This is a genomic window from Mesorhizobium sp. P2_A8 (assembly GCF_056404935.1).
This window is the reverse complement of the sequence record NZ_JBFUDB010000013.1, coordinates 89,672-114,024: the sequence shown is the minus strand read 5'-3', so window position 1 is coordinate 114,024 and position 24,353 is coordinate 89,672. Positions and strand designations below refer to the sequence as shown.

The 24,353-nt window shown below is 58.0% G+C and carries 19 protein-coding genes; 15 read left to right on the top strand and 4 right to left on the bottom strand.

Annotated elements, in window-relative coordinates; genetic code table 11:
• Nucleotides 1-144 precede the first annotated feature (144 nt).
• Together AC1D10_RS32570 and AC1D10_RS32565 are read left to right on the top strand one after the other, a co-directional pair.
• Nucleotides 145-549, top strand: coding sequence for a GGDEF domain-containing protein (locus tag AC1D10_RS32570; protein WP_477279076.1), 405 nt, complete (start codon nt 145-147; stop codon nt 547-549).
• A 169-nt stretch (nt 550-718) separates the two neighbouring features.
• Complete coding sequence (locus tag AC1D10_RS32565; protein WP_477279083.1) at nt 719-847, top strand: hypothetical protein; 129 nt, start codon at nt 719-721, stop codon at nt 845-847.
• An 89-nt stretch (nt 848-936) separates the two neighbouring features.
• Here the strand turns inward: AC1D10_RS32565 and AC1D10_RS32560 are convergent, their stop codons facing one another.
• Nucleotides 937-1,698 carry a GntR family transcriptional regulator gene (locus AC1D10_RS32560; protein ID WP_477278951.1) on the bottom strand — a complete coding sequence of 254 codons (762 nt, stop codon included), beginning with the start codon at nt 1,696-1,698 and terminating at the stop codon, nt 937-939.
• Nucleotides 1,699-1,950: 252 nt separating this feature from the next.
• Between AC1D10_RS32560 and AC1D10_RS32555 the strand changes: the two genes are divergently transcribed.
• From AC1D10_RS32555 to AC1D10_RS32520, 8 genes are all read left to right on the top strand, one after another.
• Complete coding sequence (locus AC1D10_RS32555) at nt 1,951-2,610, top strand: amino acid ABC transporter permease (RefSeq protein ID WP_477278949.1); 660 nt, start codon at nt 1,951-1,953, stop codon at nt 2,608-2,610.
• Nucleotides 2,600-3,262 (top strand): amino acid ABC transporter permease, encoded by a 663-nt coding sequence (locus AC1D10_RS32550; RefSeq protein ID WP_477278947.1) that lies wholly within the window; start codon nt 2,600-2,602, stop codon nt 3,260-3,262. Before AC1D10_RS32555 ends, AC1D10_RS32550 begins: the two co-directional genes overlap by 11 nt.
• Nucleotides 3,263-3,546: 284 nt before the next feature.
• Nucleotides 3,547-4,422, top strand: a complete 876-nt coding sequence (gene ehuB / locus AC1D10_RS32545; RefSeq protein WP_477278945.1) for an ectoine/hydroxyectoine ABC transporter substrate-binding protein EhuB — start codon at nt 3,547-3,549, stop codon at nt 4,420-4,422.
• A 198-nt stretch (nt 4,423-4,620) separates the two neighbouring features.
• Entirely contained in the window at nt 4,621-5,361 is a 741-nt protein-coding gene (locus tag AC1D10_RS32540; RefSeq protein ID WP_477278943.1) for an amino acid ABC transporter ATP-binding protein, read from the top strand.
• A 161-nt stretch (nt 5,362-5,522) separates the two neighbouring features.
• On the top strand, nt 5,523-7,916 hold the full coding sequence (locus tag AC1D10_RS32535) for a transketolase-like TK C-terminal-containing protein (protein ID WP_477279074.1): 2,394 nt from the start codon (nt 5,523-5,525) through the stop codon (nt 7,914-7,916).
• Nucleotides 7,917-8,423: 507 nt separating this feature from the next.
• On the top strand, nt 8,424-9,590 hold the full coding sequence (locus AC1D10_RS32530) for a M20 family metallopeptidase (RefSeq protein ID WP_477278941.1): 1,167 nt from the start codon (nt 8,424-8,426) through the stop codon (nt 9,588-9,590).
• 212 nt (nt 9,591-9,802) lie between these two features.
• A complete protein-coding gene (locus AC1D10_RS32525; RefSeq protein ID WP_477278939.1) occupies nt 9,803-10,300 on the top strand; it encodes a GNAT family N-acetyltransferase in 498 nt (165 codons plus the stop codon).
• 368 nt (nt 10,301-10,668) lie between these two features.
• Entirely contained in the window at nt 10,669-12,126 is a 1,458-nt protein-coding gene (locus AC1D10_RS32520) for an MmgE/PrpD family protein (protein WP_477278937.1), read from the top strand.
• Nucleotides 12,127-12,414: 288 nt separating this feature from the next.
• Here AC1D10_RS32520 and AC1D10_RS32515 read toward each other — a convergent pair whose 3' ends face one another.
• The 3 genes from AC1D10_RS32515 to AC1D10_RS32505 form a co-directional block, all read right to left on the bottom strand.
• The gene (locus AC1D10_RS32515; RefSeq protein WP_477278935.1) at nt 12,415-13,776 is read right to left on the bottom strand and encodes an ArgE/DapE family deacylase; all 1,362 of its coding nucleotides are present in this window, start codon (nt 13,774-13,776) and stop codon (nt 12,415-12,417) included.
• Nucleotides 13,777-14,023: 247 nt separating this feature from the next.
• Nucleotides 14,024-15,034 carry a succinylglutamate desuccinylase/aspartoacylase family protein gene (locus AC1D10_RS32510; protein WP_477278933.1) on the bottom strand — a complete coding sequence of 337 codons (1,011 nt, stop codon included), beginning with the start codon at nt 15,032-15,034 and terminating at the stop codon, nt 14,024-14,026.
• 24 nt (nt 15,035-15,058) lie between these two features.
• Nucleotides 15,059-16,180 (bottom strand): M24 family metallopeptidase, encoded by a 1,122-nt coding sequence (locus tag AC1D10_RS32505; RefSeq protein WP_477278931.1) that lies wholly within the window; start codon nt 16,178-16,180, stop codon nt 15,059-15,061.
• A gap of 690 nt (nt 16,181-16,870) precedes the next feature.
• On the opposite strand from AC1D10_RS32505, the gene AC1D10_RS32500 reads away from it, so the two are divergent.
• The 5 genes from AC1D10_RS32500 to AC1D10_RS32480 all read left to right on the top strand — a co-directional run bounded on the left by AC1D10_RS32500 (nt 16,871) and on the right by AC1D10_RS32480 (nt 24,312).
• Entirely contained in the window at nt 16,871-18,049 is a 1,179-nt protein-coding gene (locus AC1D10_RS32500) for a threonine synthase (RefSeq protein ID WP_477278929.1), read from the top strand.
• A gap of 416 nt (nt 18,050-18,465) precedes the next feature.
• Nucleotides 18,466-19,662, top strand: a complete 1,197-nt coding sequence (locus tag AC1D10_RS32495; RefSeq protein ID WP_477278927.1) for a DUF932 domain-containing protein — start codon at nt 18,466-18,468, stop codon at nt 19,660-19,662.
• 289 nt (nt 19,663-19,951) lie between these two features.
• On the top strand, nt 19,952-22,102 hold the full coding sequence (locus tag AC1D10_RS32490; RefSeq protein ID WP_477278925.1) for a ParB/RepB/Spo0J family partition protein: 2,151 nt from the start codon (nt 19,952-19,954) through the stop codon (nt 22,100-22,102).
• A gap of 115 nt (nt 22,103-22,217) precedes the next feature.
• Nucleotides 22,218-22,451 carry a hypothetical protein gene (locus AC1D10_RS32485; RefSeq protein WP_477278923.1) on the top strand — a complete coding sequence of 78 codons (234 nt, stop codon included), beginning with the start codon at nt 22,218-22,220 and terminating at the stop codon, nt 22,449-22,451.
• 316 nt (nt 22,452-22,767) lie between these two features.
• Nucleotides 22,768-24,312, top strand: a complete 1,545-nt coding sequence (locus tag AC1D10_RS32480; protein WP_477278921.1) for an aldehyde dehydrogenase family protein — start codon at nt 22,768-22,770, stop codon at nt 24,310-24,312.
• The last annotated feature ends 41 nt before the right edge of the window (nt 24,313-24,353 follow it).

The following is a 24,353-nucleotide window of genomic DNA, read 5'->3' as shown; positions in this document are numbered from 1 at the left end:
ATGCAGCCCTGACAGAGGCGCATGACCGGCTCAGCTTCGTAACCAGCCATGATCCAATGACGGGACTCCTTAGTCGCGGTGGGTTCATGGCCAGGATGGACAGAAGCCGCGACGAAGAAGAATGTGACACACTTCTTCTGATCGATCCGGATCACTTCTCTTCCATCAACGAGGCATGGACACTCCAAGGGCGACGAGGTTCTGGTTCGGATTGCAAAGGCGCTCGTCTATGCGACGCGCCCAGGGGACTCGGTTGGACGGCTTGGCGGGAAAGAGTTCGGCGTCTTGTTACGCGGCGTGCGCAAGGAGCAGGCAGGTACGATTGCGGAGAACATCCGTCGACTTATTGAAGGCCTTCCTCGGGTCAAAGGGCAACAAGACGGCGTGAAGGTGACTGTCAGTATCGGAGGCGCAGAGGTCGCTCGCGATGCAGACACTCAGGATGTCCTGCGCACTGCCGGACGCTGCCTTTTTGAAGCGAAACAACTCGGGCGGAACCGCGTTTCGTTCGACTATGAAGCAGCCAAGTTGCGGGTCGTGACACCGTAGCCGGCCGCGTGGGGGCAGGCGGAAAATGCACCCGGCAGGCTGTTTGCGCCGACAGTGGGGCGGCTTCTAGTGGCGCGCGGGTGCCGGGAGAGGAAGAGGGCGGGCGGGTTGCGGTGGCGGGTAAAGGTCCGGGAGAGAGTCTTCCGGCGCCCGCCGAGGAGCGACACCCATGACCCAGATGGAAATTCACACGCCAAAGCGCAACGAGCGTGCCGGTTACAAGGTCGACGTCAGCCGCGGCCAGCGCATCGGCCGCGTGTCGTCAGAATGGTTCAACCGGCCGGCGGACGAGCGATAGGAACCAAACGCGAAGGCCGGAGAGGTCCAGGTCGACGATTATTGGCAGCGCGATTGTGCACGTTTGGCAGTTGGCCTCAGAGAGAGCTGTCACTTCTTGTTCGTTGCGCGGCGTTCCGACCTCGGGTCTGAAGGAATTGTTATAGAGCATGCAAGCCGGTCGAAGGGAGATTCGACCACGCCGAAGATAGTGATGCCTGGATCAGTTGTCGTGACTTTGTACAGCCGACGTAGGGTCGGATAACCGTTTGGGATCTCGAATATGTCTTCGATTTTTCCGGCAGCTGGCGCTGCATCGATAATAATACGAGTGTTCACGATTCCGATCGCATGTCGCTCTAGCGCGTCAGTTACGAAACGCTCGCCGAACTCCTCGACGATGGCGTCGTCAATGTCCGACGATAGATAAGTGGCATCATACATAATAGGTAGATTGTCGGCCAGGATCATCTTCCGCACGCAAAGCATGGCTGCGTCGGGCGGGCTAAACACACTCATTGTCGGATCTGATATTCTTTCCCTGGTGATGGACAGCAGCCGCATGCTTGGCGTGAAACCAAGGACGCGAGCGTTGTCCATCGAGGACAACCAGACATCGAGTTCGCGCAGGAATCGTCTTTGTTCCTTAACGAACGTGCCTTTGCCTGCGATTGCGATCAGTGCTCCTGCAGTTTGCAAATCGCGTAACGCCCGCTTGATAGTAATCGGACTGACGCCGAATTGTTCACTAAGCGTCGCCGTGGAGGGGATCGGATCGCCTGACGGGTAAGTGCCATCTTTGATGCGCTTGAGAAGCTCTTGGCGCACCGACTCATGTAGGGACGACGCCCCGCGCAGCCGTAAATTGTTCAAAGCCTTCTCCTTATTGGGGGCCGCCCGAAACTAATACCGTCTGATCCGTCCCGGCTCTTGGCAGCGGCTGACCTTACGTCGGCCATTGACTCACTGGATATACCTAGTATAAGTACCTTTGATTGTCAACTGATGGGGAGGTCGGAATGAGGAGGTCGGAATTCAGCAAAACAACGGCATCGGCTCGCGGCGTGGCCGCTAGGTTCGACGACCAGAGCTCGTGCCCTGAAAGCTGGTAAAGGAGCGAAGTGAATGAGCTTCCTTGACATCATGCGGGGAATATACAGCGGATTTGGAGTTACTCTGAGCGTTACCATTCTCGCGCTCATGTACGCAATCCCATTCGCTCTCGTTGCGGGTGTCCTGCAGCATTTCTCAACCGGTACCTACCGGCGAATCGTTACCGCCATCATCGAATTCTGGCGGAGTTCGCCGGTCATCGTTCTCCTCTACGCGTTTTACTATTCCCTTCCTGCGTTCGATATCTATTTGTCTGGGTTTGCTGTTGGGGCCTTAGTGCTTGGTCTCAACGCCGGCGCGTATGGCAGCCAATCGGTTCGTGCGGCGTTGCAAGCTCTTGATCGTGGGCAAGGTGAGGCTGGATTGGCTCTAGGGCTGAGCCGCTTCGACGTGCTTCGTATGATTGAGTTGCCTCAGGCAATTGTGGCGATGATCCCAACATTTATAAATGAGGCGATCCAACTTATTAAAGGGACATCTCTGGTTTCTCTGTTAACTCTCTCAGATATGACCGACAGAGCAGGAAAGTTGTTTGCACTTACATATGACCCAGTTGGGATTTACGGCGGTCTCTTGCTGGCTTATTTGCTAATATGTTATCCCGTAACTATTCTCGGGCGATATCTGGAACAAACGTTTGCCAAAGGGCGGGGAGCGTCACATGAATTTTGATGTTCATTTCGCGTTGCAGATTGTGCCTCGAATTCTACAGGGCATTGGGATCACAATCACGGTCGCCGTTTTGAGTTTTATCTGCGCGACCTCTTTGGGTTTCATATGGGAGATGCTACGACGTTCTCACCGTCTAGCGCGCCTGCTAACGCAATTTTTGATCGATGGGATACGATCGACACCAGTGTTGGTTCAGGTTTATTTTTTATTTTTCGTTCTGCCTTATTATGGTGTCAAACTGCCAGCGATGTTCGTAGGCATCTTCGGGCTAAGCGTTTACTATTCGGGGTACATCGCTGAGGTCTTTAAAGCCGGGATAGACGCAATACCGTCCGGGCAAAGTGAAGCTGCCCGAAGTCTTGGTCTTAAATGGTTTGATAGGGTGGCGTTCGTGACGGCGCCCCAGATGCTTCGAAACGTAGCAGCACCGCTTGGCGCTTATTCTGTTTCCATCCTAAAGGCCACACCGTTGCTTGCCGTCCTTGGCGTAAGCGAGATGCTAGGCCGCGCGTTTGATGTGGCAGCGGAGACCTATCGTTACGCCGAGCCCACCTTCGTGTCCGGGGTTCTCTTCCTAATTCTAGCGCTGGTCGTTGTGTTTTTCATCGGGCGCCTCGAGCGGTTCCTGGGGATTGGCACTCCGCGGGCGTGATTAGAATATGGAGGTGGTTGCAGCGCCATGCCTACACAATGCAGCTCCATCCCTTGACGCGTAAATCCGCCCCGCTGTCCTTATTTGAAAGCTACCCGAAGTAGGCGGCTGGTAAGTTGATATCTGATCTGTTGGGTAGCACGACAGGGCACAAGACGGGGTCAGGTGGATGGAGTTCGCCGGAGTTTCAGGTGACAATTTAGGAAAAGGTAAACCTCGCTATTGACGGACAAGGTATACATGGTATGGTTGGTAGCTTGTCGCATTTCATGGGAGAGACTAGAATGAATGAAATCACGAGACGAACCATAATCGGTGTTGCCAGCATGATGTTCGCATTTAGTTGGGCCGGGTCGCCTTCCTCTGCCGCCCAGACAACCCTTGAGAGGATTGTGTCTGAGGGGAAGGTCACAGTTGGGATCGTCAACGATAGAACCTGGGGCTACGTGGACGAAAGCGGAAATGTTACCGGGTTTGACCCTGACCTGGTTCGGGCTGCGCTGGAACCGCTGGGGCTCAAGAAGATCGACTTTGTAGTCTCCGAGTTTCCCGCACTTATTTCTTCCCTCCAATCAAAGCGGTTCGATATTATCGGCGCCGGGATGTGGATCACGCCCACCCGCTGCGCGGCGGTCGGCTTTAGTGACCCCGATGTGATCGAAAAGGATGGCCTCCTCGTCATGAAGGGAAATCCACTCAACATTCATAGCTACGCGGATATAGCTGCTAACCCTAAGCTGCTGATAGCGGCCGATCGCGGCAGTGCCGCCATTGAACACGCCAAATCTGCAGGTGTGCCGGATGCCCAGATCTTGCAGCTCACAGACTACAACGCCGCTATAGCTGCTTTGACGGGTGGTCGCGCTAATGGATTGCCGGCAGCAGCGTCTAGTGTAGCAGTAACGGTTAAAGATCCGAACCTTGCGGGCGTAGTCGAGATTGCCTCTCCATTTACTGGATACGTTGCGAAAAATGGAGTCGAGGCAGGTGGCGCGTCCGCGCTAGGATTTCGGCTGGAGGACAAGGACCTCCGCGAGGCTTACAACAAGCGTCTTGCGGAAATGAAGGCCGATGGCACGTTTGAGAAGCTTAAGCAAAAGTATGGTATCGCGACTGAGACGGCGACAGTCACCGCAGAGCAGCTCTGCAGCCTCAAGTAGAGCTTGGCATTGCAAGCGGGCAGCAGCCGTTTGATGGTAGATGGACGTACCGCCCCGCCTCTCGTGGCGTTACAGAACTCGTTCCTCTCCTGATGCCCCTTGCTATGTCTGCGCACAGAATGCGTGAATTGTTTGGGATGGAAGCAAACTTGCGCGTATCGGGCACTTACTAGGAGGCCTGAAAGGATGGAGCCAAAGATGGAGCCCAAGCCCGCGGTGCAGATTAGTCGCCTGTCTAAGTGGTTCGGTGCGTTTCAGGTTCTGAGAGACGTTAGCCTCACGGTCCGGAACGGCGAGCGGATCGTTATCTGCGGTCCATCGGGGTCGGGCAAGTCGACGCTCATCCGCTGCATCAATCATCTCGAGTCGCATCAAGAAGGCAAGGTCGTTGTCAATGGTGTCGAACTGGCGGCCGGTATGCCGAATCTCCCCGCTCTCCGCCGCGACATTGGAATGGTTTTCCAACAGTTCAACCTCTTTCCGCATCTGACTGTTGTTCAGAATTGCACCCTCGCACTTACCCGTGTGAAGAAGATGGACAAAGCGGAAGCGCGGGAGGTCGCCATGCGCAACCTTGAGAAAGTCCGTATTCCCGAGCAAGCTGATAAATATCCGGCGCAGCTTTCGGGCGGTCAGCAGCAGCGCGTGGCGATCGCCCGCGCGCTCTGCATGGCGCCAAAGATCATGCTGTTCGATGAGCCCACATCAGCACTCGATCCAGAGATGATCAAAGAAGTTCTTGATGTGATGTCCCGTCTCGCAAAGGACGGAATGACGATGATCTGCGTCACGCACGAGATGGGCTTCGCCCGCGAGGTAGCCGACAGGGTCATCTTCATGGACGGAGGCGAAATCGTGGAGGAAGCGCCGCCGCAGAAATTCTTTCGCGCACCCGAGGCGGAACGTACCCGCCGCTTCCTCGATCAAATCCTGCATTAAAGAACAGAGCACGTGCACAGGCAGAGCGCGGTTGAAGGACTGCGGACTGTTGGCTGAGAAGCGCCGTGCCACTTTCCATCAGCTACGAGCGAGTGCGGACTGTCGATGGCTATCCGGGCATCGTTGTGACCAGAAGAGCAAGGGAGGTCTCATTGCAAGCCATGCAGGCAGACTCTAGACGCATACTGCGCGAGATCGAGCGGAAGGTTTTGTGGCTATCCTGCTGGCTTATCGCTCAGGCAAACCGGCGTGAGAAGGTGGATGGTGTCAAGGTTGGCGGCCATCAGGCCTCCTGCGCGTCGATGGTCTCGATAATGACCTCGCTCTATTGCGACGTACTGAGACCCGAGGACCGTGTGGCAGTCAAACCGCACGCCTCACCGGTGTTCCACGCGCTGCAATACCTGGCCGGCAATCAAACCCGCGAGAAACTGGACAACTTCCGAGGCTTCGGTGGGGCGCAGTCCTACCCGAGCCGCACCAAGGATGTCGATGACGTCGATTTTTCGACCGGCTCGGTCGGCCTTGGGGTCGGGATCACCGCATTCGCTTCAATCGTGCAGGACTATGTGCATGCAAGGGGCTGGGCAGCGACCGGGCGGCCGAAGGGACGCATGGTGGCATTGGTCGGTGATGCTGAGCTCGACGAGGGCAATATTTATGAATGCCTCCAGGAGGGTTGGAAGCACGATCTTCGCAACACCTGGTGGATCATCGACTATAACCGGCAGAGTCTGGATGGGGTGGTGCGTGAGGGGCTCTATGACCGCATTGAGACGGTATTCAGGGCGTTCGGCTGGGAGGTCGTGACGCTCAAATATGGCGCGCTTCAGCGCGCCGCCTTCGATGAGCCAGGCGGCGCGGCGCTAAAGGGCTGGATCGACCGATGCCCTAACCAACTCTATTCCGCGCTGACGTTTCAGGGCGGCGCGGCTTGGCGCAAGCGTCTGATGGACGAGATCGGCGACCGAGGCGAGGTCAGCGCACTTCTGGACCGGCGCACAGACGAGGAGCTAGGAGCCGTGATGGAGAATCTCGGCGGGCACTGCCTTACGAGCCTGACCGACACGTTCAACGCCATCGACCACGACCGCCCAACCGTCTTCATTGCCTATACGGTCAAGGGCTGGGGAACGCCGCTTGCTGGGCACAAGGACAACCATGCAGGGCTGATGACCGAGCCTCAGATGAAAGCATTCAAAAAACGCATGAACATCCGCGACGGGCATGAGTGGGATCCGGCCGAAGGGCTTCACTTGGACGGGAAAGCGTTGAATGCCTTCATTGCCGGCACACCGTTCTTTGCTGGTGGCCGCCGGCGCCATCGAACTGCACCTGTTGCAGTCCTGCCCGATGCGGTGCCAACGCCGGCAAGCCCGCGCGAGATAATCTCCACACAAACAGCGTTCGGCAAGATTCTGGATGCCATCGGAAAATCGGACAGCGAGCTTGCAAACCACATTGTCACGACCTCTCCGGACGTGACTGTTTCGACCAACCTCGGACCGTGGGTCAACCGGCGGCAATTGTTCGCTCGCACCGAATTGACAGACACATTTCGCGACGAGCGGGTGCCGAGCGCCCAGAAATGGAGTTTCACGCCGCAAGGCCAGCACATCGAACTCGGGATCGCTGAGATGAACCTGTTCTTGTTGCTCGGCGCGATGGGGCTATCTCACTCGCTGTTTGGCGAACGTTTGATCCCGATCGGAACGGTCTATGACCCGTTTGTCTCGCGCGGCCTCGATGCACTCAATTATGCCTGCTACCAAGATGCGCGCTTCATGATCGTCGGCACCCCGTCGGGGGTGACGTTAGCGCCGGAAGGCGGCGCGCACCAGTCGATTGCATCCCCCCTGATCGGCATGAGTCAGGACGGGCTTGCCAGTTTCGAGCCGGCATTCGCCGACGAGTTGGCAGTCATCATGAGCTGGGCGTTCGACTACATGCAACGCGACGGTGAGGGAGATCCCGACGAGCGAACCTGGCTGCGCGACGAGACCGGTGGAGCAGTCTATCTGCGCCTATCGACGCGTCAGCTCGAGCAACCCAATCGGGCGCGCGACGCCGCCTTCGAACAGGGCGTGGTTGACGGGGCCTACTGGCTGCGAAAGCCAGGTCCGAACTGTGACCTTGTCATTGCCTATCAGGGGACAGTAGCAAGTGAGGCGATCGCTGCCGCCGGAATGCTGGCCGATCGGCGCCGCGACCTCGGCGTGCTCGCAGTGACCTCCGCCGATCGGCTCAACGCCGGCTGGCAGGCCGCGATGCGGGCCCGCGCCCGCGGCCAGGTTGGTGCGACCGGCCATATCGAACGGCTGCTGGCGGAGCTGCCACGCCACACGGCGATCGTCACGGTGATCGACGGCCACCCCGCAACGTTGTCATGGCTTGGCGGCGTCATCGGCCACCGCACCCACAGTCTGGGTGTCGAACATTTTGGCCAGACGGGAACCGTCGCCGACCTCTATCGCCATTACGGCCTGGATGCCATAAATATCGCCGAGATCGCTTCAAACCTTACACCTGGGCGCAAAGTCGGTTGGGCTGCGTAGAACTTGCAATTCAGACCGCCATACCCGCGTCGAACACAGATTGCTCCGCGACTCCAAGGCTATTGATGGAGGGGGAAGGTGGATCGGTTACTTCATCGAATGTTGCCGGACAATTGATCCGGCGACGCGGCTATAGGTGGCCTTTCCAAGCACCACAACCGCTCGCTCGATGGAACTACCCTCACACTCTTCCTTGCTACTTGTCTGAGACCGCGCCGAAACTGTCAAATAGCCGCTTACCTGGATATGCGCTTCAGTGCCTAGCCGCGGGGACCCACACTGGCTCCAGAGAAGCGGTGCGCACGGGGACCAGGCATGTATTGACAGACCATGTATGCCTAGCATATCTAGACATAGGAACTATCGGAAGCGAACGCCCCAGGGCTCCGTAATCCCTTGGTGAAAGGTGAACTCGCTGCTGCGCTGCTGCTCGAGACGAGCCGGTTTCCCGGCCCGACGCACGGCTCCCGCGCAGCATAAGCGCGCAATGACTCGGGTCGATCGATAATGAGGAGGGATCAGACCGTGACCAGCGAAAAGCCAGGCAACGCAACTTTCGAGACGCAAGCTCTGCTCAATGAAATCAGAAGCTGGGTCGAAATTGAAACGCCATCGGCCGATGCTGCGGCGGTAAACCGACTGGTCGACAAGATTGAATCCGATGGTAAAGCTGCCGGTGCCAAGACGAAGCGTATCCCAGGTCGCGACGGCTACGGCGACCTGCTCCTTGTTACTTCGCCCTGGGCCGGCGACGAGCCTGGCCTTCTCGTGGTGAGCCATATCGACACAGTGCATCCAGTGGGCACGCTAGCAGGCGATCTCCCCTTCCGGGTCGAGGGCGACGCCGCCTATGGACCCGGCATCTACGACATGAAGGGCGGAGCCGTGATCGCATTCGCCGCTCTTTGCCATCTAATCCGTGCCGGCGGACCAGCGAAGCTCCAGGTTCGCCATCTGTTTGTCTCGGACGAGGAAGTTGGAAGCCCCACCTCGCGCGCACTGATCGAGGAGGAGGCCGGCCGTGCGCGTTACGCATTGGTGACAGAGCCCGCGCGCGACGGCGGCAAGATCGTCACTTCGCGTAAGGGCGGCACGGCGAGCTTCGACCTGCAAGTAACCGGCCGGTCCGCGCACTCACTGGGCCCACAAGACGGACGCAGCGCCGTCCTTGAACTCGCGCGGCAAATTATCGATCTCGAGTCAATGAATGACTACGATAGGGGCCTCACCGTCAACGTTGGAATCGTCGGGGGAGGGACCAGTACAGGTATCGTGCCAGAGAATGCTTTCGCCAAGATCAGCATGAGCTCACCCGACGCGGAGCTCGCCGAGAAAGTCATCGCGCGCGTCCTCGCGCTCAAGTCTTACGACCCGGAGGTGACGATCGAGGTGACCGCCAGGAGGGGTCGCCGTCCTGGTTACGAGAAAACCCCTGAGATCGGGGCGCTCTTTCAGCATGCACACAAGCTTGCGGCCGAAATCGGCTTCGAGCTGGTCGGCGTCAATGGTCCGATTGGCGGGGACGCCAATTTCACGGCCCAGTTTGCACCCACACTCGATGGGATGGGGCCTGACGGCCGGGGAGCACACAGTCATCAGGAGCAAATCGTCATTTCATCCCTCGTCCCACGCGCCACGCTGTTGTTGCGGCTTTTCGAGACGCTAGGGCGGTAGCCACACCCAATGTCACCACCAAGCTGGAGGCTGGTTTAGTAGGACGGACGAATGACGGGACGGCGTTATGCCTTGCAAGCCGGCGACCGTCGGCAGCCCACAACCGCTTCACAAAAGCGCCGAGTGCAACCGCTCGATCGCTTCAGATACGAGAGTTCCGAAATCCAACAGATTAGTAAGACACGGACGCATTCGGCAGATGGAAAACATCCATGCACCCTGAATTAGAGCTGCGCCGCGCGACAGCGGTCGACATTCCATTCGTGATGGCCACCGAGCGAGGCGAAGGTTACGGCGAGTTGGTCGGCCGATGGACCGAGGATCAGCATGCTGCCGCTCTCGCTGACCCGCGTTTCGCTTATTTCGTGGCCTGTTCAGGCGACCAGCCGGTGGGTTTTGCGATACTGAGAGATTGGGCCTCGACCAGTCAAGTCACGTTGGTTTTCCGTGCTGCCGTCGCCCAGCCCGGTTCAGGCTTTGGCAAGGGCATGATGCGTCTTGTAGTGGACGCGGCTTTCCTTGAGACGGATGTCTATCGCTTATGGATCGGCTGTCTTCATGACCATGAGCAGGCCCGGAGAGCCTACGAAGCAGTGGGATTCAGAGCGGAGGGCATCGCACGCGGCAGTTGGGTTATGAACGGGAAGCGCTGCGATGAGCTTGTCCTCGCAATAGTGCGACCCGATTGGGAGTCAGAGCACGCGAAATGAGCCACCCGTCGATGCCATGGGGTAACCATGGACTGCATTGGTCAAACCTTGCTCAAAAAAATCGCGAATTAGGAGGCCGCAAGTGGGGTCTGACGCGAGATCGATCAGGTGCTGATCGCGGCCAACGCCAAAGGAGCGGAGCGCCTGGAGACGGTTTGCGGACGGCCCCGCAGTGTGCTGCGGCCGGATGGTCAACATCCGTTACCTGCCCCACGGTCCGGTCCGGCGAAGTCGGCCCGCCAATATTATGTGAATTATTGAGGCGCCAAGTACATAGCAACTTAACACAAACGTGGCGCTCTTGGTTCATCGCAGGCTAAGGAGCCAATGGTTCAGCCTGGCTATGGGCTAAGCGGCAGGGAAAGCTAATGTCGACAGAAAGAAACTCCGCGTTCGACCATGAAACGAATGCAGCCAACTTGTTTGAACACATTCTATTTCCCCGTGACCCAATTCACGCCCCCGCCGGCCAATTGGCGCGCTTCCTCACTGATCTGCGATATGACAACATCCCTGATGACGTTCAGCATAAGGCCAAACTCATTACCCTTGATACGATTGGTTGTATCATCGCCGGTGCGAACACGTCCCTGGGCGAAAAAATTCTGGATGCATACGAAAGCGGAAACAAGACAAGCGGCTGTTGCGTTCCTGGCACGTCGCGCCAGTTGGCGCCTTCCTTGGCCGCTAAGGTAAACGCCTGGCTGGCTGATGTCCTCGACTATGAGGATGTCGCCGTTGGCCATCCAAGCGCAACCGTCATACCTGCAGCCTTAGCGATGGCGGAAGATCTGAACGCGTCGCCCAAGCAGTTTCTCGCGGGAGTTGTCGCGGGCTATGAGGCGGGTATCCGGGTGCACGATGCAACTCTCGCAAGTCCTGAAGTTTATCGCCGATTCGCTGTCTATCACGCCTGGCATGGTATAGCGGCCGGGGCAGCTGCTATGGTGGTGTCCGGAGGGACCGAAGAGCAATTCCGATCTGCGCTAGGCCATGCAGCCGCCAACACCTCCGTCCCTCTGTGGTACGTTCAGTACGGTCGGCCAGCGCATGCCCTCAAAGCGAATTATGGTCAAATGGCACTAGGCGGAATCGACGCTGCTATTTGCGCTCGTCGAGATATCATTGGTCCTTTTGCGATGGTGAGCGACGCCGAAAGGGGCTTTGCAAGAATAATTGGATCCGACAAGTTTGATCCCACTCAGCTGTCAAACGGCCTAACGCAAGTGTGGCGCACAAGGGAGTCGTCTCTTAAAGCATTTCCATGCTGCGGTTTTCTTCATACGACAATCGACGCTATTTCCACTCTGGTGAGTGCACACGAGATTGACCACGAGAATGTCGATCGGGTCCAGATCCGTTGTTTCGCAAGAATTTCCGAATGGTTTTCTGACAGCGCACCTGCCACCGATATCGATGCTCAGCTTTCAGTCCAATACGTATCAGCTATGGCTCTACTGTCTAAGGAGCCGGGCAGGGAGTGGTACTCGCCCTCATTAATGAAAAGCCCCACTGTAACCGGGTTGGCGAAGAAAATTGAGATCGAGATTGATCCGGTCGCCGAACAAGCATTCTGGAATGATCGACAGTATCTATCTTCAGTCACCGTTCTGATGAATGACGGTCAATCTTACAGTGCGACCGTGATGTTCCCGCCGGGACACTGGCGTAGACCGTTGAACGAATCAGATGTTGAGAAAAAATTCTTGCGAAACGTTCGTGGAACGCCACTCGAAAAAGATGGAACAAACATTGTCGAAATGGCGATGAATATGGAACGGCTGAGCTCTCTAAATGAAATGATTAAGCTACTGAAGTGTCCGTGACCAGCATCGGTGCTTAATATCCGACCTGATTAGCTTGTATTTAGTCAGTAAAAGGTTCGGCGCCCGCTTAGCTTTTTGGCGATACAAGCCATCTTTGGGCCGGATCGTCGAGAGCATCGCCGTCGGCGAGAGCCGCGGCGAACACAGACAAGATAAAAGCGGGCAGGTTCGATCAAGCCTGCACTAGCGCAACCATCAGATCGGAAGTCGAGATCGTTGCCATAGTGAGCACATGAGAAGATGCGCATCCCTGCCTGCGGTGAAGTCGTGTGTTTGCCTAATTGAAACTCAAATCTCTGTGGTAGGTTTCTTATTGCACGCGGGGCGAACACCGCACCATTCTGCCGCGAATAGAGCAATTGTCTTAGTCACCCGTCGCAAAGATGATAGGGACACTCGCTCGTCCACCGCGTGGATGTTCTCCGCGATGGGGCCGTAAACCAGCGACGGAATCCCTGCGTGGACGGCATAGAGGGCCGCATCCAGATAGCAAGCCATGACGTATGTCTTTAAGGGAGGACCTTTGGGTGCGTTGGCAGCAATGTGCGCCTCCGCAAGAACAGATTCCGCTTCCGTTCCGGGCGCAAGAGTATAGCCCGCTTGCACGACGCCGACCCATTGCACAACGGGTTCTGGGCAGCGCTGAACCAATGGATCCCCGGCAGCCACGGTGGCGACAAAGGCTTCGAACTCCTTCATCCGCTCCCGAGGGCTGTCGCCAGGATAAAAGCCGATGCGCCCCTCGAAGCAACAGGATGATGGAACAGACGCAATCCACTCGCCACCTTTGATGGTCCCTATCGTCAGAGCGGCCGGATTTTCCACGTTTCCGAAGAATGGTTTCATCACCCGCTCCCCATTCCAGCGTGCCTCAAGTTTACGCAAGTGATCGATGATCCGGATGGCTGCTTCGAGGGCGCTCACGCCGCTGCTGACTTCGCGCGGATGGGCCGGCTTTCCGTCAACCGCGATGGCAAATTTGATCACCCCGGAATTTGCGCGAACAAGCTTTTCATCGGTCGGCTCTGGAATTAGCACCGCGTCAGCGACAAGTCCGCTCGCCAACGCCATTGCAGCTCCGTTACCGGTGATCTCCTCCTCCACGACGGAATGGATTTGCACGGGCGCTGTCAGTTCAAGGCCCGCAGCGTTAATTGCGTCTATGGCAAAAATCGCTGCAGACAAGCCTGCCTTCATGTCGCCGGAACCGCGGCCGTAAACCCAGTCACCACGTCTGGTTGGTTTGAAGGGTGGCTCTTGCCAACGGTTCGGATCGCCTGTGGGCACAATATCGACATGGGCGTTCAGGATGAGCGACCGTCCCAGTAAGGTTGCCGATGTGTGCGTCCCGATTACATTCCATGAGTCCTCGTAGCTGACCGTTGCAGGGGAAAATGCCGGATGCTGACCTATCAGTGCCGGGTCAATCCGTTGGCGGTTGACCGCATAACCCCGTTCCTGCAGCGCCGCTTCGACCAATGCCTGGATCCCGGCCTCTTGTCCCCGAAGGGAAACACAGCGTACCAGTTCTGACAGGAAGGTAACCTGCCTTTCAAAGGCCTCGTCGACAGCGAGGAGGATACGATTGCGATCGGCCTCAGAAACGGCACTCATTGAGGGGGAGCGCTTGTTGGCAGCTTCATTGGTCATTGTGCGAAACCTTTGGTCGGGAGGGTCGAGCGTTGAAATTATCTACCTTCGTGGTTGTCAAAATCTATCGATACAGTAGTTCCTCAGATCCCATTGGCGTGCATCCCCGAAGGATCCTGAGCCCATACTTGAGCGCGCCCATGTCAGCTCGTTCAATTCCGAAATGCTGACACGATTCAACCGAGCATCCGCTTAACCTCCGAGTGCCCTGGCAGACGCGATATATGTCAATTCGCGATGGCTAAGCTTAATGCGCGAGCGGACGCATCAAACTGAAGAGACAATCACCGCGGCTGGTCAGCGAAGGGAAACGAGTGCAAGCGATACGGCCGGATTGAGGAAAGCGGATCTCTAGTGGCTCCCGCATCGGATCATCAAGCGAGTACAGCCGCCCAGCCAACTCGCCCTTAACGACAGGTTGACCAATCGAAGCCTGAGGCTCGAATATCCCATCCGCGTCAGCGTATACGAAAAAGTCGCGGTTCGGGACTTCCATGAGTTCCGTTCCAGAGCTCGGTGGCACCGGTATGTTTGGCGCGACACCGATGTGCCTAAGGAGGCGCTTTACACCGTTTTCAGCCACATCGAGCCCTGCTAACGACAAAGTGGCGCCGCCTCCGAGCTCTGTGGTGATGATCGGAACGCCGAGTTCTCCAGCGACAGCATTCAGGGTAGTGGCGCCACCGCCGCCATCACCACTGCTGACGAAACTCACGGGTGCCCCAAAAACCTGCATAAGCTCTAAGAGCTTTTGATGCTCTTGAGGTGTTCGCCCGTATCGGATGAGTGCGCACGGAACGTAATTGAGCGAGAACCCGCCGGAATGAAGGTCTATTGCAAGGTCCGCCAGTGGCAGCAGGACCTCGCTGACGTAGTGAGCTATCATCTGGGTTGGAGTACCGGCGGCCTTGCCGGGGAATGACCGATTGAGGTTTCCCTCATCGAGTGGAGAGACCCGTCGCCCTGCCTTTACTGCTGGAAAATTCAGAGACGGAATAATGATCACTCGACCCGAGACATCTTCTTGGCGCAAATCGCGCGCTAGTTTCCTCAGCGCCAGTTGACCTTCATACTCGTCGCCGTGGTTGCCTGCGATCAGCAATGCCGTCGGACCGCCGCCATTTTTGATGCTGACGATTGGAATAGGAACCCAGCCATAGGCCGACTTGTCGGTGGAGTGAGGTAGCCGAAGACAATCGCTAAACTTGCCGTCCCGCTCGTAGTCGATAGGCGTCCAGATTCGCGATGTCATTGTCATGATGCGCTCTCGTTGACTGCTTTGCTACTTGATGACGGGGACGCGCTCAGGCGAAAGCTCGCTCAGGAACTCGACGCCCGCATCCGTTACGAACACGACCTCTTCGAACTGAAAGACTGCGCCGTTTTTCTCGAGCTTCGGCTCCACATGAAAAATCATCCCTGGCTCAATTACAGTCTCATCAGCAGCAGATATCGACGGAGGCTCGGTAACGTCGAGGCCACCGCCGTGCCCAATGCGCGAGACCTGTCCGTAGATTTGGCCGAGATCAGCATCTCTCCACAGGTGCTGGAACTTGTTGTAGATGTCGCAACAGCGAAGCCCAGGTTTGATGCTGTTGGCGAGTTCAATGGTTAACGAGCGGACGCGCTCATATGTACCGATCTCCCAGTCAGTTGGATCGCCGCACCTTGCGATTCGATTGCGATCGGCGGGATAGCCGCCGTAGGTCGCGCGGAAATCTGTCCAAATGTAATGTCCCTCCCTGAGCCTACGCTCCGATGGATGGCGGCCGTAGAAGAAATCGCCATCACTGAACAGCATAGCGATCGGCGGTGCACTCTCAGCGCCGTTAAGATATATTTGCGCCTGCATCATCTGGCAGAGCTCATATTCAGTGATACCGGGATAGGCATTCGCAATAGCCTGATCGAAGGCTCTGTTGACTATATCGAACGCGATCCTTTTCATCTCCGCTTCAAAGGGCGTTTTGATCAACCGCACTTGCCACAGAAGATCCACCGCACTGGTAACACTCCGGTCTGAAGCCATATCGCGAAGGCGATCGATCAAGTGGAGTGAACCGCGTCCAAACATGTCGGGCCCGAAGTCGACCGCAATGCGTCGGCGGCCAGCGGCAGGCATCGTGCCGATCCAGTGGGCAATGGAATCCACAGCCTCAGGTAGGTAGCCATCATACAGAAGAGCTGTAAAGACTCTCGGTGCGCTCTCGATTAGCTTGGATTCGGTGAGGCTTCCCACGATGAGCACATGGTCAGTCGTAACAACGGCAAGTACAGGCCGAGCGTTATACCCCCACGAGAAAGTTCGATAATCTGTGAAGTAGTTAACATTATTTTCGTCCGTCAGAATCATGACATCGGTTGCGCTGCGATTCATCTCCAGCCGCGCGCGGCTGAGCCGCATTTCGAGCTCCGCCAAAGGAACGGATGGTGAAGGCGGCAATGGCCTCGCGTTCAAAGTTATCGTGGATGAGGGGTACAACTTGTTCTTACCGGCAGTAACATTTTTCATGAACTTAAATTCCCCTAGGGACTGGAAGGTGGAATGAGCGACCAGCGGATCGAAAGTTCGACGCTGCCCGGACAAAATCGCTTGAACCTATCGGCCGGATCTCACAGAGATGTCTCGAAGTCGGATCGAGTTGGGTGCCCGGCCGACGCTCTGCTCTCGCGGTGACAGAGGAATCCGAAGACAATTATTAGGGGACCGACTTTGCGTCAGCGGCTGAGAGGTAAATTGCGGTCCACGCTGCGTAAACGCGAACTGCAAGCAATGGATTGGAAGGCCGGAAAGCTGGCTCGAAGCGGAAACGTCATCTGACGATATCTTGGCACTGCCAAGCTTAAGGCTCTTTCGCCAGCCGATCCACCGGACAAGCGATGCACTCCGAGCCAAAAACACTGCTCGGTTGCCGATTGCGGACGCATCCATTGTCGTCCCCCGGTTGACGAAACTATATCAATCATACTAGGTATACCGAACATGTCAACCGTGACGCGTATTGCCTTCTGCATTTTTAGGGTCCGCCAACGGACGCCCGCCTGGTGGATGTGATCCAGGATACCGTCCCAACGCACCGACAAGGATAAGGCTGTGCCCAAGCAGACCAACTTCAGAATCGACGGCATGCAATGCATTCGGTGTCAGGTCATCCATTCCTTGATGGACTATTTCGAAGGGTGCCCCGCTTGTATGGAAGCGGGCACGCCGGCAAGTGTTGCACCGCACTATACAGGGTGGCCATCGTCATTGGACTTTGACACGATTGGCGACTGGCTCGCATACCCAGAGCCCTCCGGTTTGGGGGAAGGCAACACGCCATTGTCAAATCTGCCTCGGCTCGCTGCGGCCCTGGGCATAAGCGCGTTGTGTACTAAGAATGAGTTCGCCAATCCCACTGGTTCCCACAAGGACAGGATGGGAAGGATAGTTGTTCAACGAGCCCTCGATATCGGAGCCAAGACGATCGCCGTCGCCTCAAGTGGAAACGCAGGGGTGTCGATGGCGGCCTACGCCGCGCGAAGCGGCCTTGAATGTGTCGTTGTCACGACGCCGGATATCAGCCCGAACTGGCGGCGGGCCATCGAAATGCTCGGCGCACAGATCGTCGCAACCGAACATTCTGATGATCGATGGGCACTCATCGCCCAGCATGCGAGAACAGGTAATTGGTATCCGGCAACAAATTTCACAATCCCACCCGTTGGGAGTAATCCGTTTGGCGTCGACGCCTATCGTGCCATAGCTCTTGAGCTTCACCTGCAGCTCCAGGCGGTGTCGCCGACAGACATCATTGTGCCGACCGCACGCGGAGACCTGCTCTGGGGGATCGCCAAGGGTTATCAGGATTTGTGGGATTCGGGCCTGGCGCGATCGATACCCAGGATCCATGCAGTGGAGCCCTATCCTCGCATTTCCGGCGCCCTCGCCGGCCACGGCATGGTTGGCTCCTTCTCAGGTGATACCAACATGGATTCGATCGGTGGCAACACTGTCACCCAGCAGTCACTGCGTGCGCTCGAGATCGCAAATGGCTCACCAGTCGCGGTAGATGGTGATGACGTCGCCACCGATCAGGTGGTTCTCGCAAAAGAAGGACTGTATCTCGAGCGGTCAAGCGTCGCCACCCTGACGGGTTTGCGCAAATTGATCAGCGAAAAGAAGGTCGCGTCGGATGCCCGCGTCGTGCTGGTTGCCACGTCCCATGGCTACAAGGAACACGCTCGCTTTCTTGATCGACTGCCGACGAAACCGCTTTCGGCGTCACGGTAGCTGTGTTGAGGATAGGCTAGCCGCATCTGATTTCTCCGGAAGGTACCCATGCGATTGCCCAGGGAGCCTCGCCGCGCCGTGCGGCTGCGATCGGATCCACATACGTCGGGATCGGTTTCTCTTGGTGACACCGCCAAGGCGCGTCACCTAAAACCAAAGCCCTACGCGTTCCCAATGGTCTCAACTCGGGCGGAACCGCGTTTCGTTCGACTATGAAGCAGCCAAGTTGCGGGTCGTGACACCGTAGCCGGCCGCGTGGGGGCAGGCGGAAAATGCACCCGGCAGGCTGTTTGCGCCGACAGTGGGGCGGCTTCTAGTGGCGCGCGGGCGCAGGGAGAGAAAGAGGGCGGGCGGGTTGCGGTGGCGGGTAAAGGTCCGGGAGAGAGTCTTCCGGCGCCCGCCGAGGAGCGACACCCATGACCCAGATGGAAATTCACACGCCAAAGCGCAACGAACGTGCCGGTTACAAGGTCGACGTCAGCCGCGGCCAGCGCATCGGCCGCGTCTCGTCAGAATGGTTCAACCGGCCGGCGGACGAGCGATACCTGTCGCTCACCGACCTCCGGAATTCGGTAAAGAGCCGATCGGAGCGCAGCAAGACCCGCATCGTCGAAAGTGAGCTGATCCGCGTCGAGGCCAGCCGCGACGATCCCGAGCGCCTGAGACTAATGCTGCCCGATGCGCGTGCGCCTGTTGCCCCCACGCATTGGAGTTTTGGCCAACTCGCCAGCCTGGTCGGCGCGCCGGCCACCTATCTGCGCCAGCTACCGGCTCCGCTAGCGGCGATCAATCTACAGCATGGTCTCCTCAACCATCGCGCCGAGCAGGTCAAGACGCTGGAGATCGAGAACGGACGCCTCGAGTTGCGGGCGGTAACAGGCCCTGATTACGGCAGAATATTTGACTCAGAACTGGTGGACGCCGTTCAAAAGATCGCCGGCAACGGAACCGGAGACACGCGCTGGAAGGTCCCCGGAGTGCTCGACTGGTCGACAGGGATCTACAATCCGCACGTCGACATCTCCAGCGACACCACCACGCTCTACGCGTCTGATCGCGATATCTTTGTCTTCCTCGTCGACGATCTGAACCCGATCGAGGCCGGGCGGCTGCCGAATGGGGAACCGGATCTCTATTTCCGCGGCTTCTACTGCTGGAATTCCGAGGTCGGAGCCCGCACCCTCGGGATCGCCAGCTTCTATCTGCGCGCGGTTTGTCAGAATCGCAATCTGTGGGGGGTCGAAGATTTCGAGGAAATCACCATCCGCCATTCAAAATATGCGGCCTCCCGGTTCGCCCTTGAAGCCGAGCCGGCCCTGATCCAGTTTGCCGATTCCTCGCCCATGCCGTTCGTCAACGGCATCAAGACGGCGCGGCAACGGATCGTTGCCAGAGACGACGAAGATCGCCAGGGCTTCCTGCGCAAGCGAGGCTTCTCCAAGTCCGAGACCACGAAGATCATCGATACTGTTCTCATGGAGGAAGGCAGACCGCCAGAAACTATTTTCGATTTCGTGCAGGGCATTACGCGGATCGCGCGCGACAAGCCGCATCAGGACGTCCGCCTGGAAATGGAGGGCAAAGCCAAGAAGCTTCTCGATTTTGCCAACTGATGTCGCAGAGGCCGGCGGCGAAAACTCTCGTCGCCGGCCTCGCCTACGGGCCGTCTCCATCGATCCAAGCGCGGTCTTCGGCGAGCCAAGAGGGCGGCGCCTCTTCGTGGGAGAACCCGGTGAAGCCAACATGCTGGAGGGACGCACCTCCGGCGGCTTGGCCGCGTCGAGGTCTGAGCCGGGGCCGGGTCGGCGTGAGGCCTGGAGGCAGAGGGGGGAGGGGAGGGTTTTTGACGGGCTTGGAGGTTCGGGGAGAGGCCCCGGGCCGCCCGTCATGGAGAACCTGACCATGGCAAAGAACGCCATTCAGAAGATCGCGATGAACGCCGCGGAGAACATTCCCTATGACAAGCTGATGCTGTCGCAGAAAAATGTCCGGCGCATCAAGGACGGCGTGTCGATTGAGCAGCTGGCCGAAGACATCGGACGGCGAAAGCTGATCCAGAGCCTGAATGTCCGTCCCGTGCTCGACGGCGAGGGCGAGGAGACCGGCACGTACGAGGTGCCCGCCGGCGGCCGGCGTTATCTCGCGCTCGGCATCCTCATCAAGCAAAAGCGCCTGGCCAAGAATGAGCCAATCCCCTGCATCGTCAATCGCGGGCAGGAGACCTCGGCCGAGGAGGATTCGCTTGCCGAAAACCTGCGGCGTGCCGACCTTCACCCGCTCGACCAATTCCGGGCCTTCAAGACACTCAGCGATCAGGGTCTCGATCCAGACGAGATCGGCGCCCGCTTCTTCGTATCGCCGGCGACGGTGAGGCAGCGCCTGCGGCTGGCCTCGGTGTCACCGAAACTTCTCGATCTCTACGAGAAGGACGAAATCCGGCTCGAACAGATCATGGCGTTTTCGATCTCGGACGATCACGCGCGCCAGGAACAGGTCTGGGAGCGGATTTCCAGCTCGCACACGCAGGAACCATACTACATCAGGCGCCTGCTGACCGAGACCACGGTTCGCGCCGACGATCGCCGGGCCGTCTATGTCGGCGCCCAAGCCTATGAAGCGGCTGGAGGGGTCATCCTTCGCGACCTGTTCGAGCAGGATTCCGGCGGCTGGTTCCAGGATGCCGCACTCCTCGAGCAGCTTGTCTTCGACAGGCTGAAGGTGGATGCCGAGGCGATCCGCGCTGAAGGCTGGAAATGGGTGGAGGCAGCGATCAGCTTTCCCTATGGCCACACCTCCGGAATGCGGCGCATCTACGCCGAGGGGCAGGAGCTCAGCGCCGAGGAGATCGAACGCTACGACGCGCTGAAGGCCGAATACGACAGACTGGATGCGTACTATGCCAAGGCAGAGGAGACCGACGAAGCAATCGAGGCGAAGCTCGACCAGCTGGGTGCCGAGCTCGATGCGATCGATGATCGTCCTCAAAGCTACGATCCCGCCCAGAAGACCATTGCCGGGGTGTTCGTTACGCTTGCCGCGAACGGTAAGCTCCAGGTCGACGCCGGTTTCGTTCGGTCCGAGGACGAGCCGCGGCCCGAAACCAGCGACGTCGACGAGGGCGAGGAAGGGGGCACCGAGGGCCAAACCCGATCTAATGGCGACGACGACGGCGATGGCGTTGTCGTCAACGGCCAGCCGGTGAACGACGCCTCTGGCGACGACGGCGAGGACGATGGCATCAAGCCACTGCCGGATCGGCTCGTCTTCGACCTGACGGCGCAGCGCACGCTGGCGCTACGCAACGCGCTCGCCGGCGACGTCAATATCGCAATCATCGCCGCACTCCATGCCTTCGTCCTGCAGGTCTTCTATCGCTTCGCGCCGAACACGTGCCTGGAGATCAGCATGAAGAGCGGCAGCTTCAGCCAGGTTGACGGTCTTGCCGAGACCTCCTGGGCCAAGGAGATCGCCGAGCGGCACGAAGCCTGGGACCGCGACTTGCCCGATGAGGCGGAAGGCCTGTGGGACTTCCTTCTCGGCCTCGATGAAGCTAGCCGCAAGGCGCTGTTCGCGCACTGCGTCTCGCTGACCCTCAATGCGGTGGTCGAACCCTGGAACAGGCGAGCGAAAGCGCTTGAGCATGCAGACATGCTTGGCCGCTCGCTCCAGTTCGACATGGTCGACGCCGGCTGGACGCCCACGGTCGAGTTCCTCGGGAGGCTCACCAAGGCGCGGATTCTACAGGCTGTCCGTGAAGCGCGTGGCGCAGACTCCGCGCAGCTGATCGACCACATGAAGAAGGACATCATGGCCCGCGAAGCCGCCCGTTTTCTCGAAGGCTCGAACTGGCTGCCAGAGCCGCTGCGCGTTGAGGTCGATGACGTGTCTGCCGATGCTGGCGACGCGGCCGCCGGCGAGATGTCGGACGAGGCGGCTCTCGACGGCGATGTCGCCGAGCTGCCGGCCTTCCTCGCCGACCATGCGGATCCGTCCTCCGATGAGCCGGTGACCATCGACGGCGACGAAACGGACCACCTCCAGGCCGCCGAATAGTCGGCCTCCCGGTCCCACCGGTCCGGCACCTTCGCCGGACCCTTTTCAGTTCCAACTCACTCAAGCCCGGGATCGCCATAGCGCGCCCGGGCGTTTTTGTTTCATGGAGATCGACATGTTCGACTGGAAAAGATCCTGCTCCTACGACGAGCAGCAGAAGAGACGTTTCCACACCACAGCCCGTTCACGGCTGAAGAAACTCGCCGTCGAACTTGCGCTGCCGCAGGGAAGCTTCGACCTGCGCTCCAACAGGGCAGGCATCGCCGTTTGCGGTGAAATTACCCTGAACCATGACCACGCTACATCCAGGTCGGCCAGTTCGGTTTGTCCTCAGGTCACGGTATCCTGATCCGCACCTGCAAGGGCCGCAAGGACTATACCGGCGGGGCCAACCCGTTTGTTGCGCTCGGCATAGGGGACTCCTCGCGTTTGGACCGCCGCTAAGGGAAGCGGTCTGAAACAGATACCGTCTGGATTCCCAAAAATGTGGTTCAGCCACCGCATGTCGGGTCCGGCTGCGATCCAGAAATTTTGGCGCCCTCCTCCCGGGAGTGAAATGTGATTTGTACCGAAAAACGGAATTATACCCCATTTTACGGGCGAAAAGATTGACTTGGTCATGAAAGCTGATTACCGGTCGGAGATACCGTTTTTCGGAGATCTAAATGGCCGACTATCCGCGCGTTACATACTCCAACATCGGCATCGATTTCTCTCCGGTCCATGCGCATCTCGATGCGCTAGTTCCCAATTTCGAAAAGACTGCACTGGGCCGTGACTGGACCACGCAGTTCGCGACTGGAGTGGTCGCTGGAATAGTCAGTCCCATTGACGGAAAGATCTCCCTAGGCAACTTCCCGAAATCCACGACATCCGATGTGCGAGCCGCGGTAGCTTCCGCTCGTAATGGCGCGAAAATCTGGAATCGCTCTACGTTGGATGACCGGCTGTCATTCGCGGCGCGCTGGCGTGAAGCGTTGATGACGCGGAAGTATGAACTTGGTCTCGCTGCGCTTTACGAGATCGGCAAGTCTCGCTTGGAGGCTGTCGGCGAGGCCGAGGAAAGCGTCGACATGGTCGAGTATTACGCATCTGAATTGAAGGCTAATAACGGCTTTGCACGCCCGATGAAGGAACTGGTCGCGAACGAGACTGCGGTGAGCGTGATGAAGCCGTATGGCGTGTTCGCTGTTATCGCACCTTTCAACTTTCCAGTAGCTTTGTCGGTTGGCATGATCTCAGGCGCCCTACTCACGGGGAATGCGGTTGTCTACAAGCCGTCACCCGGCTGCGCATTGACTGGGCTCTTGATCGCGGAGACGCTTGCTGTGGCTGGTCTGCCTGCGGGTGTATTCAACATTGTCCTAGGTGATGGTGAAGTTGGCCGACTCCTGACTACTGATCCTGGCATTGACGGTGTAGCATTTACGGGCTCTCACAAGACCGGAATGAGCATCTTTCGTCATATGGCGACGTTGCCCCACGCGAAGCCCGTCATCGCAGAGATGGGCGGAAAGAACCCGGCTTATGTCACGAGAAATGCAGACCTTGAGCGAGCAGCTCAGGGGGTGGCCAGATCTGCGTTCGGTCTCCAAGGTCAGAAATGCTCGGCTTGCTCCGTCGTGTATGTAGACGAGAAGGTAAAATCGGATTTCGTCGACGAGCTGGTCAGGTTTGCGGGTAACCTCGTGGTAGGTGATCCGCGCAAGGCCGATACGTTTATGGGGCCCGTCTATGGAGATGCGACGGTAGACTCTTACAAGTCCGCTTTATCTGAGGCCGAGCGCAAGGGCAGGGTGCATGCTGGCGGTTTCGCCACAAACGGATTGACTGAAAACTATATTCTACCGACCATCGTCGAACTCGACCGTCCAGACCGGTTGACGCGGGACGAGCTTTTCATGCCCTTCGTTGTCGTTCGGGGCTTCAATTCGCTCGACCAAGCCATCGAGGAAGGCAACGACATTCCATACGGACTGTGCGCAGGCATCTTTACAAAAGATCCTGCCGAACTGAAGCAATTCTTGGATACTGCAGAAGCCGGCGTCCTCTATGCCAACCGCGCCAGTGGCGCGACGACAGGGGCTTGGCCGGGTGCTCAACCATTCAGCGGCTGGAAAGGCACTGGCGTCAGTGGGAAGGGCGGGCTTGGCCCATGGTTCCTGCCACAATACCTACGCGAGCAAAGCCATACGATCATGACAAAATGATCTCCAGTTCGCAATCCTATTTGCTTTCCAGAACGTCTTCG

Excerpts from the sequence above, each read along its gene's own strand:
- AC1D10_RS32565 (WP_477279083.1), top strand. The coding sequence starts at position 719 with ATGACCCAGATGGAAATTCACACGCCAAAGCGCAACGAGCGTGCCGGT.
- AC1D10_RS32555 (WP_477278949.1), top strand. The coding sequence starts at position 1,951 with ATGAGCTTCCTTGACATCATGCGGGGAATATACAGCGGATTTGGAGTT.
- AC1D10_RS32550 (WP_477278947.1), top strand. The coding sequence starts at position 2,600 with ATGAATTTTGATGTTCATTTCGCGTTGCAGATTGTGCCTCGAATTCTA.
- ehuB (WP_477278945.1), top strand. The coding sequence starts at position 3,547 with ATGAATGAAATCACGAGACGAACCATAATCGGTGTTGCCAGCATGATG.
- AC1D10_RS32540 (WP_477278943.1), top strand. The coding sequence starts at position 4,621 with ATGGAGCCCAAGCCCGCGGTGCAGATTAGTCGCCTGTCTAAGTGGTTC.
- AC1D10_RS32535 (WP_477279074.1), top strand. The coding sequence starts at position 5,523 with ATGCAGGCAGACTCTAGACGCATACTGCGCGAGATCGAGCGGAAGGTT.
- AC1D10_RS32530 (WP_477278941.1), top strand. The coding sequence starts at position 8,424 with ATGAGGAGGGATCAGACCGTGACCAGCGAAAAGCCAGGCAACGCAACT.
- AC1D10_RS32525 (WP_477278939.1), top strand. The coding sequence starts at position 9,803 with ATGCACCCTGAATTAGAGCTGCGCCGCGCGACAGCGGTCGACATTCCA.
- AC1D10_RS32520 (WP_477278937.1), top strand. The coding sequence starts at position 10,669 with ATGTCGACAGAAAGAAACTCCGCGTTCGACCATGAAACGAATGCAGCC.
- AC1D10_RS32515 (WP_477278935.1), bottom strand. The coding sequence starts at position 13,776 with ATGACCAATGAAGCTGCCAACAAGCGCTCCCCCTCAATGAGTGCCGTT.
- AC1D10_RS32510 (WP_477278933.1), bottom strand. The coding sequence starts at position 15,034 with ATGACAATGACATCGCGAATCTGGACGCCTATCGACTACGAGCGGGAC.
- AC1D10_RS32505 (WP_477278931.1), bottom strand. The coding sequence starts at position 16,180 with ATGCGGCTCAGCCGCGCGCGGCTGGAGATGAATCGCAGCGCAACCGAT.
- AC1D10_RS32495 (WP_477278927.1), top strand. The coding sequence starts at position 18,466 with ATGACCCAGATGGAAATTCACACGCCAAAGCGCAACGAACGTGCCGGT.
- AC1D10_RS32490 (WP_477278925.1), top strand. The coding sequence starts at position 19,952 with ATGGCAAAGAACGCCATTCAGAAGATCGCGATGAACGCCGCGGAGAAC.
- AC1D10_RS32485 (WP_477278923.1), top strand. The coding sequence starts at position 22,218 with ATGTTCGACTGGAAAAGATCCTGCTCCTACGACGAGCAGCAGAAGAGA.
- AC1D10_RS32480 (WP_477278921.1), top strand. The coding sequence starts at position 22,768 with ATGGCCGACTATCCGCGCGTTACATACTCCAACATCGGCATCGATTTC.